The 8,111-nt window shown below is 37.1% G+C and carries 7 protein-coding genes and 1 pseudogene; 2 read left to right on the forward strand and 6 right to left on the reverse strand.

Going from position 1 to position 8,111, the window contains the following annotated elements; genetic code table 11:
• Positions 1-222: 222 nt before the first annotated feature.
• Positions 223-472: pseudogene (locus Q1B07_RS25550) on the forward strand (DDE-type integrase/transposase/recombinase); the annotation flags it as partial.
• A gap of 29 nt (positions 473-501) precedes the next feature.
• Here Q1B07_RS25550 and Q1B07_RS25555 read toward each other — a convergent pair.
• A complete protein-coding gene (locus Q1B07_RS25555; RefSeq protein ID WP_299095322.1) occupies positions 502-987 on the reverse strand; it encodes a hypothetical protein in 486 nt (161 codons plus the stop codon).
• A gap of 556 nt (positions 988-1,543) precedes the next feature.
• Positions 1,544-2,269: an endonuclease/exonuclease/phosphatase family protein gene (locus Q1B07_RS25560; RefSeq protein WP_299095325.1), complete on the reverse strand. Its 726-nt coding sequence runs from the start codon at positions 2,267-2,269 to the stop codon at positions 1,544-1,546.
• A 276-nt stretch (positions 2,270-2,545) separates the two neighbouring features.
• On the opposite strand from Q1B07_RS25560, the gene Q1B07_RS25565 reads away from it, so the two are divergent.
• Positions 2,546-3,568, forward strand: coding sequence for a LacI family DNA-binding transcriptional regulator (locus Q1B07_RS25565; RefSeq protein ID WP_299095327.1), 1,023 nt, complete (start codon positions 2,546-2,548; stop codon positions 3,566-3,568).
• A gap of 256 nt (positions 3,569-3,824) precedes the next feature.
• Here the strand turns inward: Q1B07_RS25565 and fucU are convergent, their stop codons facing one another.
• From fucU to nagE, 4 genes are all read right to left on the reverse strand, one after another.
• Complete coding sequence (gene fucU / locus Q1B07_RS25570) at positions 3,825-4,262, reverse strand: L-fucose mutarotase (protein ID WP_299095329.1); 438 nt, start codon at positions 4,260-4,262, stop codon at positions 3,825-3,827.
• A gap of 141 nt (positions 4,263-4,403) precedes the next feature.
• Positions 4,404-5,210 carry an SDR family NAD(P)-dependent oxidoreductase gene (locus tag Q1B07_RS25575; protein WP_299095331.1) on the reverse strand — a complete coding sequence of 269 codons (807 nt, stop codon included), beginning with the start codon at positions 5,208-5,210 and terminating at the stop codon, positions 4,404-4,406.
• Between the two features lie 413 nt (positions 5,211-5,623).
• Complete coding sequence (locus Q1B07_RS25580; RefSeq protein ID WP_299095333.1) at positions 5,624-6,349, reverse strand: GntR family transcriptional regulator; 726 nt, start codon at positions 6,347-6,349, stop codon at positions 5,624-5,626.
• 146 nt (positions 6,350-6,495) lie between these two features.
• Positions 6,496-7,941 (reverse strand): N-acetylglucosamine-specific PTS transporter subunit IIBC, encoded by a 1,446-nt coding sequence (nagE, locus tag Q1B07_RS25585; RefSeq protein ID WP_299095335.1) that lies wholly within the window; start codon positions 7,939-7,941, stop codon positions 6,496-6,498.
• Positions 7,942-8,111 lie beyond the last annotated feature (170 nt).

Below are 8,111 nucleotides of genomic sequence, written 5' to 3' on the forward strand. Positions count from 1 at the left end.
CTATAGTATTGAAACGAGGTTTACCGCTTCAGATCTGAGAAGTAGTGGATAACTTTCATAGAGCTCCTTGTCAGTTGTTTCTAACTTACATTTTTTTACAATTTTAGTTGATGCTTATTAAGTATACCCAAATTATTAAAAAAAGTAATTGACATAGTACGCTTAAACTTCGAAAAGAAGAGTGTTGACTCAGTCAACACTCCTTGCGACTGCCCGTCGCACAAAAAAATGCCAGAAGGCATCCAAATAAGGCAAGTGAAATTTCTAAATAACATCGTGGAACAGGATCATCGATTCTTTAAGAGAAGAGTTCTTCCTTTGTTAGGGTTCAAGTCTTTTGAAACATCTACATCCATGCTTTTGTGAGTAGAAGCGATGCATATGATTAAAAAAAGAGCAGATTGATTTTCGGGATCAGTCTGTCCAAAATCAGAAAAGATTCATCCATCAATTGTTTGAGCATACAGCATAAGGTACGATCCTGCTAGGAATATATACTCTTTATTTCATCTTTGTACAAGAATCATTTAATTGTTTTAGTATAAAAACAACTACCGATATAAAATGCGGGGCATAAGATATCATTTGAACCGTCTTCTTGAAATATTTCTTATTCACATAATTTAAACTAAGCGCCAGTAAAATTGGAAATGGAAAGCCGATGATAAGCTGATAAAGGCTGAGTCCTATTGTATTTTTTATGACTCTCCAAAATTCGTAAGAATGAAAGAAAGCCTCGATATGTTTAAATCCAACCCACGGACTTCCTAATATTCCTTCCGCAGGATTAAAATCTTTAAATGCGATCGTAATTCCGTACATCGGAATATATTGGAAAATAATAATGTAAGCGAGTGGCAGAAGAAATATTACATATAGCTGCCACGAACTTTTTATTTTCCATGCAGAATTGTTCGTTTTCGTCTTTTTCTTGCTCGTAACATTGGCAGGAAATTCAGTTTTTTTAGAAGTTTTCACAATTTCCAATGTTTACTCCCTCCCTTTGCATGTTCGTTTTTTAAGCGCTTACAAATAACAACAGACTAAGTAAATCTGTGGTTTTAACTTGATAAAAACAGTCAGTATTTCTCTAAACAGTTTAATTATTTCTTCTGAAGGGTTTACTTTCGAATAGCAGATTTTATCACATGATGTTGATGACAATTCTTCGTTGAGGGAACTCTTGAAGTAAAGTAGATATAACTGTAACTACTAGGGTAAATCAATATTTTAAGAGGAAAATCTTCATTTACAGGTGTCGATATTTTTCACGCCTTGAGATCGTAAATCCATCGAACATCTCAAAAATCTTGTAACCTAGGTCGAATTTCAACCTTCAATCTAAATCAAAGTAAAACTTCTCTTAAAAGGTGATGATTCAAACTCAAGCGAGCGGAAGACACCTGCAATTAAATCATTATTGGAGATATGATATTTCAATGTTACCGATAACATTAAAATATCATGAACCGGACCATGTGTCAATCTATATTAAGTGAATTATTATTTTCTGCACATTTGAACAATTTGTTGTAGCTAATATTTATTCACCCCTCCAGCTAAGTACTGCAAAGACGGGTTTGTGATCAGATGCTCTACGATTATCTAACGCTTGTGTGCTGATGACTCGCCATTGATTTCGTCCTCCATACATAATATAATCAATTTTCCCATCTTCTTCGCACGTTGGTTCCGTAATTTTAGCTGTGGCATCATCCCAATTTGTTCTTAATATATCAATTGCAGCAGATTGAGGTGTAGCATTTAAATCACCAGCCAAAATTAAAGGAGTTGTTGTCCCAAATTGATTTTTCAGTTTTTCTGCTTGGGCGATCTGGCACTCCTTCGATTCAAATTCAAGGTGTGTTCCGATAAATGTAAAGGGTGGTAAGTCATTTTCAGGAACAAATTTTCCAACTAACGCGACACGTTGTTCATTGTTAGCTGGATTAGGTAAAGAGATCGTTTCGAATGAGTCTAGCGGAAAGCGATATAATAATGCCTGTCCATATTCACCGCCATCAAAATCAACTGCCTTACCAAAAGCGACATTCATCCCAGTCAACTGACCTAATAAATCGGGCTGATCAACATTTTCTGTTCTTTTTACATTTTTATCTACCTCTTGGATCGCTACAAGGTCAGGTTTAACATTATTGATGATAGCAGCTATGCGATTCAAATCAATAATACCGTCATTTCCTTCTCCGTGATGAATGTTAAAGGTTAGAACCCGTAGCTGAGGCTGATTTGCTATTTCAACTGTCATGCTTTGCATCCCCTTTATGTAAATGTCAAAAAAATTTATCTGTATAATTTACCGAAATAAATTCTATTCATCTTCAATTATTTAACCAATACTTCAATAAAATATGGGGGCTCAAAAGAAAAGCAGCCGTTATTTCACACGTATATTCCATGGATTCATTATTTTTTGATATATTTATGTTGCCGATAACCTAAAAACATGCTTTCAAACTTGCTGTCAATTCCAATTTTTTTGTAAACTGTTAATAGATGCTGTTCAGGAGGAAGGAAGTCTCAGATGGTAACTATTTACGATATAGCACAAAAGGCCAATGTTTCACCAATGACCGTATCAAGAGTGATTAATAAATCCGGTAACATTAGTGAGACTACAAGAAAAAAAGTAGAAGAGATCATAAAAGAAATGGGCTATATACCCAATTCTTCTGCCAGAAAACTGTCAACAAATAAATCGAAAATTCTCGCTTTAGTTATTACTGACATAACGAACCCATTTTTCACAAAAGTAACAAGAGGCGCGGAAGATAAAGCTATGCAAATGGGTTACCAGCTCATTTTATGCAATACGGATGAAAATTTAAAAAAAGAATCTGATTATATTAATATGCTCATCTCATCTGGAGTCGATGGAGTATTAATTACCCCAACTGGAGACCAATCGAAAAAAAATTTACGAACGTTAATCAAACATAATATCCCATTTACCTTACTCGACCGAAAAATAGAAGACATTCAATCCGACGAAGTTAATGGAGACAGCCGTGAAGGAACTAGAAAATTAATAGAACATCTTATTAATCAAGGACATGAAAAAATCGCTTTATTTAACGGGCCGCTGAATACTTCTACGGCACGAGAACGTCAAAAGGCCTATATTGAAACCTTAAAAATTTACGGCCTCGAAGCAAATGAAATTTATCAAAGCCATTATAAACAAGAAAATGCGAACGAAAACGTTAAAAAATTATTATCCCTTTCGATAACAGAACGCCCGACAGCTATTTTTGCAGCAAATAATTTCATTGCAGTTAATACGATTAAAGCGCTTCACCTTCATAATGTAAATGTTCCTGAAGAAATGTCAGTTGTTTGTTTTGATGATTTAGGACCTGTGGATCTTTATCCATTCTTAACCGTTGCATCACAGCCGGCTTACAATTTTGGCTTTACTGGGACCCAGTTATTAATTGATAGAATTGAAAAAAAAGCTCCGCCTGAATATCGAAAAATTGTCCTTCCAGCAGAATTGATCGTTCGAAAATCTTCTATCAATATAAAAGACACCAAAACCCTTTCTTAAACAAACAACCGGGAATCCTTAAATGAGGATCACCCGGTTTTTCGTAATAAATGATTATGCTCCTTTTATTTAGAGTGTCATTCCACGGTTAAAACCTGCTATTTAGCGATGGTGACAACAGCTTCTTGTTTCTGGTGTTCGTTAAGGATCCTGCCTTTTCAATCTCAATTTGTTACAACATCTCCACTTTTCAGGCATTCTTATTTCTCAGGCGGAAGCCATCACAAGATATATTCACTATAAGGCTAATAAACTATTAGTCGAAATCCGTTAACACACCTTTTTTTAAAATAATGTTTGCATAGAGCGCTTTTTCACTAGTAGCAACGATAGCATAGGCCTTTTTTGCCCGCTCATAAAATGAAAACCTATCAAGAATCTCAAAATCGTTTAATGGTCCATTATATTCTTGAATGATTGTTCGATACTCATCCCAGATGACAGGCTTTATTGAATCGCCCGGTACTACCTTCATTAATGCCAACGGCTTTTCCACATATGTATCAAGGGGGAATAATTTCATAACGGCATGTAACAGCACCGGAATTTTGTGACCATCACATCTAACTAACCTTTGTGCACAGCTTGCAGAAGGAAAGTTTCCGTCAGCAAACACAATTTCGTCACCGTGTCCCATTTCTAATAGGATTTTCATAAGGTCAGGCGATAATATAGATGGAATCCCTTTTAGCATAGAAGATCATCCTTTCTGTATGTAGAAATAGGATGGTGTGCAGGTTCATGGAACACATCCTAAGTTCCTTGTAAAGAATTTTATTAGCTAATGCCAATTTGGTTGATGCTAATTACTTATAATCGATAATTTTCGTTTTCATTAAGTTAAAGTTGTAATCAAATTCCATTCCGCCTTAGCCCCTTTCCCGTAACCGAGAGTTGCTCCTCCGTCGACCACTATATGCTCTCCTGTTATAAAGGATGAATCATCGCTTGCAAGGAACAGAGCGACTTTCGCAATCTCTAGAGGCGATGCTGTACGTCGCAACATATGGGAACGATCTTGGGCAACAGAGGCCTCTTTCGGGTCTTTCTGCTGCTTTAACCAGCTTTCTAATAAAGGGGTTTGTACACCAGCAGGACAAATGGCATTTACCCTTACTTCAAACGGCGCCAAATCGATAGCCAGTGCTTTTGTTAAAGCGATAACTGCCCCTTTTGAGGCTGAGTAAGCCGGATTGTTTTGTTGACCAGCTACCCCAGTCATCGAGGCCATATTAATGATCGTTCCTTTATTGTATTTAAGGTGGTCTATGACGTATTTCGCAGTGAGAAACATGCTCCTTACATTAACGTGAAATAAATGATCCCATTCCTCTCCGGTCGTATCTTCCAGTTTTTTCGGCAAAATCGTTCCAGCATTGTTAAACAGAATATCAATTTTGCCATACTGTTCAACTGCTAAAGAGATTAGCCTCTTTACATCGGACTCTTCAGAAACGTTACAATTCACCCCGAAAGCTTCGATACCTTGATCTCGTAAATGCGACACTACACGGGCAATGTTTTCTTCACTAATGTCAGCAATGACCAATTTAGCTCCTTCAGAAGCAAATAATGAAGCAGATGCCTCACCGATTCCACTTGCACCGCCTGTAATAATCGCTGTTTTATTAAGCAATCGCACTGTCATTCCCCCTAGATAATTAAAGTTTTTAACTGTAAGTGATAAAACCGCGCTATAGAAATCGCTTTCATTTCTATTGCTGTTAATTCCTGTGGCATATGGATAATGTCTGCTCTAAACTGTGGAAGCTTTTTTAAAAGAGTAATGATGTGCGGCAAATGCTGAGGATAACTAAAATATCAACAGGCAAATCATTTGCTGCTAAAGAGGAAATTTAACAAAATTTTATTTTGCATAACGATGTAAAGTGTAATGATGAAATCCCCTTTATGTTATCGATAACATAAAAATAACATGATTGATTTCTAGTGTCAACTCACCAATTCGTTTTGATTGGAAAGGGCCTAGTGAGAGCAAAAGAAAATAGCTGAGTCCTAACTCAAGGTAAAGCAAGAGTCAAGTCTCAGCACCACTTATTTTCTTTCAATATCAATTTTAAACTTATATTTATCAGCTCGATAAGACGATCTTACAAGCTCCAACGGTGTTCCGTTTTCTAAATACGTCTCCCGTTGAATCAGTAAAACCGGGACACCTTTTTTTATCTTTAAATGTTTACTATCCCCTTCGTTAACAAGAGCAGCTTCAACCGTTTGAGTAGCGTGCCCGATGTTTAATCGCAATTCATTTTCAATATAGGTGTATAACGATTTCTCTAAAATTTCCGGGGTTAATCCAGGGACAAGCTTGACTGGCAAGAAGCTCGTTTCAAGGGCGATCGGCTCCTCATTTGCCAGGCGAAGCCGCTTTATTTTATAAATAAGTTCGTCATCATCTAATGAAAGACGTTCCTTTATATCAGGATCTGCAGGGTAAATTTCAAAATGCAATAATTTATTTCCCGGCACTAAGTTACGTGCTTTCATGTCCTCTGTAAAACTCGTAAGGCCTTGTAAGTTTTGTTCGAACTTTTGATTTGATACAAAGGTGCCTTTTCCTTTTTCTCTAAAAAGATAGCCTTTATTCACTAGGTTGGTAATGGCTTGTCTTACCGTCATTCGGCTTATTTGATAGCTTTCGGAAAGCTCGCGTTCTGAAGGCAGAGCGTCCCCGGGCCTTAATTGTTCAGATTCGATCGTTTTTTTGATTTGCTCTTCTAACTGATAATACAAAGGTAGAGGAGAATTTTTGTCAATCACCGAAGAATCTCCTTTCAGTTACACTAATCCACACTATTGTCATTATAATCATCTTTCTTCTTTATGAAAAGTATCGTCATGATCGTCTCTAAAGTTAAACAGAAAACTACCTGGTTAACCATCAGGTAGTTTTCATTTTTGATATTTTAGCCTTTACGGATTTTTTCAATTTCATCTGCTACAAATTGAACTTGTGTCCCTACAATTACTTGGATGCTTTGAGGTCCGACAATATTGATGCCAGGTACACCTGTTGACTTAATTTTATTTTGATCAACGGCATCCATGTCTTTTACTTCAATACGCAGACGTGTTACACAGTTATCTACAGATGTTACATTTTCATCTCCGCCTAAGCCTTCATAAATCTTTTCTGCCATCACAGCGAACTTATTATCACCTGTGGTTGCTGTACTCGCTGTATCTTCTTCTGTGTCCTCTTCTCTTCCTGGAGTAGCTAAGTTAAACTTCGTGATTAAGAAGCGGAATAATACATAGTAAATCACAGCAAATACTAAACCTTGAAGAAGCAGCATATATGGCTGATTAGCTAATGGAAGTCTAGAGCTTAAGACAAAGTCAACTAATCCTGCACTGAAGCCAAAGCCTGCAGTCCAATGGAAGAACGCAGCGATTGCTAATGAGATCCCCGTTAAGGCAGCATGAACAACATATAATGCTGGCGCTAAAAACATAAATGAAAATTCAAAAGGCTCAGTAACCCCTGTAAAGAATGAAGCAAAACCTGCTGCTAGCAACAGGGATGCCGCTTGTTTTTTTCTTTTAGTTTTCGCAGTATGATACATCGCTAGAGCTGCTGCTGGAAGTCCAAACATCATGATCGGAAAGAAACCGGCCTGATACATTCCTGTAATTCCCTTTGTTCCAGTTCCTGCCCAGAAATTGCCGATATCGTTAATACCAGCGACATCAAACCAAAATACGGAATTTAAAGCATGATGCAAGCCTGTAGGAATTAATAATCGGTTAAAGAAGCCGTACAATCCTGCACCGATAAAGTCCAATTTACTAATCGCTGTACCGAAAGATACTAAACCTGTAAAAATAACCGGCCATGCAAAGAACAATACAACTGAAGCAACTAACATGGAAACAGCAGACATAATTGGCACTAATCGTTTTCCACTAAAGAATGCCAATGCCGCTGGCAATTGTACTTCACTAAAGCGATTGTACATAATGGATGCTATAATCCCTGAAAGAATCCCAACAAACTGATTCTCAATTTTTACAAAAGCTGGATTTACATTTTCCGCGTCAATCCCTTGAAGCATAGCGACAGAATCTGTTGAAAGCAAGGTTGTTACGACCAAGTAGGCAACCAACCCGCTCAAAGCCGCGGAACCGTCTTTGTTTTTAGACATGCCGAGCGCTACCCCTACGGCAAATAAAATAGACATGTTATCGATAATTGAAGATCCTGCCTTAATTAAAAATGCAGCGATTGGATTACCTGCTCCCCAGCCCGCTGGGTCTATCCAATAACCGATCCCCATTAAGATCGCTGCAGCTGGCAAAACGGCTACTGGCAGCATTAAAGAGCGACCAATTTTTTGTAAGTACTTCATCATGTTATCTTTTCCTCCTATCAGAAAACCCTATTTTCAAGAAAAATAATAAATACAAAATTAGTCCTGAATTATTCACAGATTTTCTAATATAGACTAATATCGCCTATCTAATCAGCTTTCTTGTTACTATTTAATGCATGAAAAAAATGAAAAAAGAATCCATTTCTGAT

The organism is uncultured Metabacillus sp. (assembly GCF_947503125.1).
Lineage (GTDB): Bacteria > Bacillota > Bacilli > Bacillales > Bacillaceae > Metabacillus.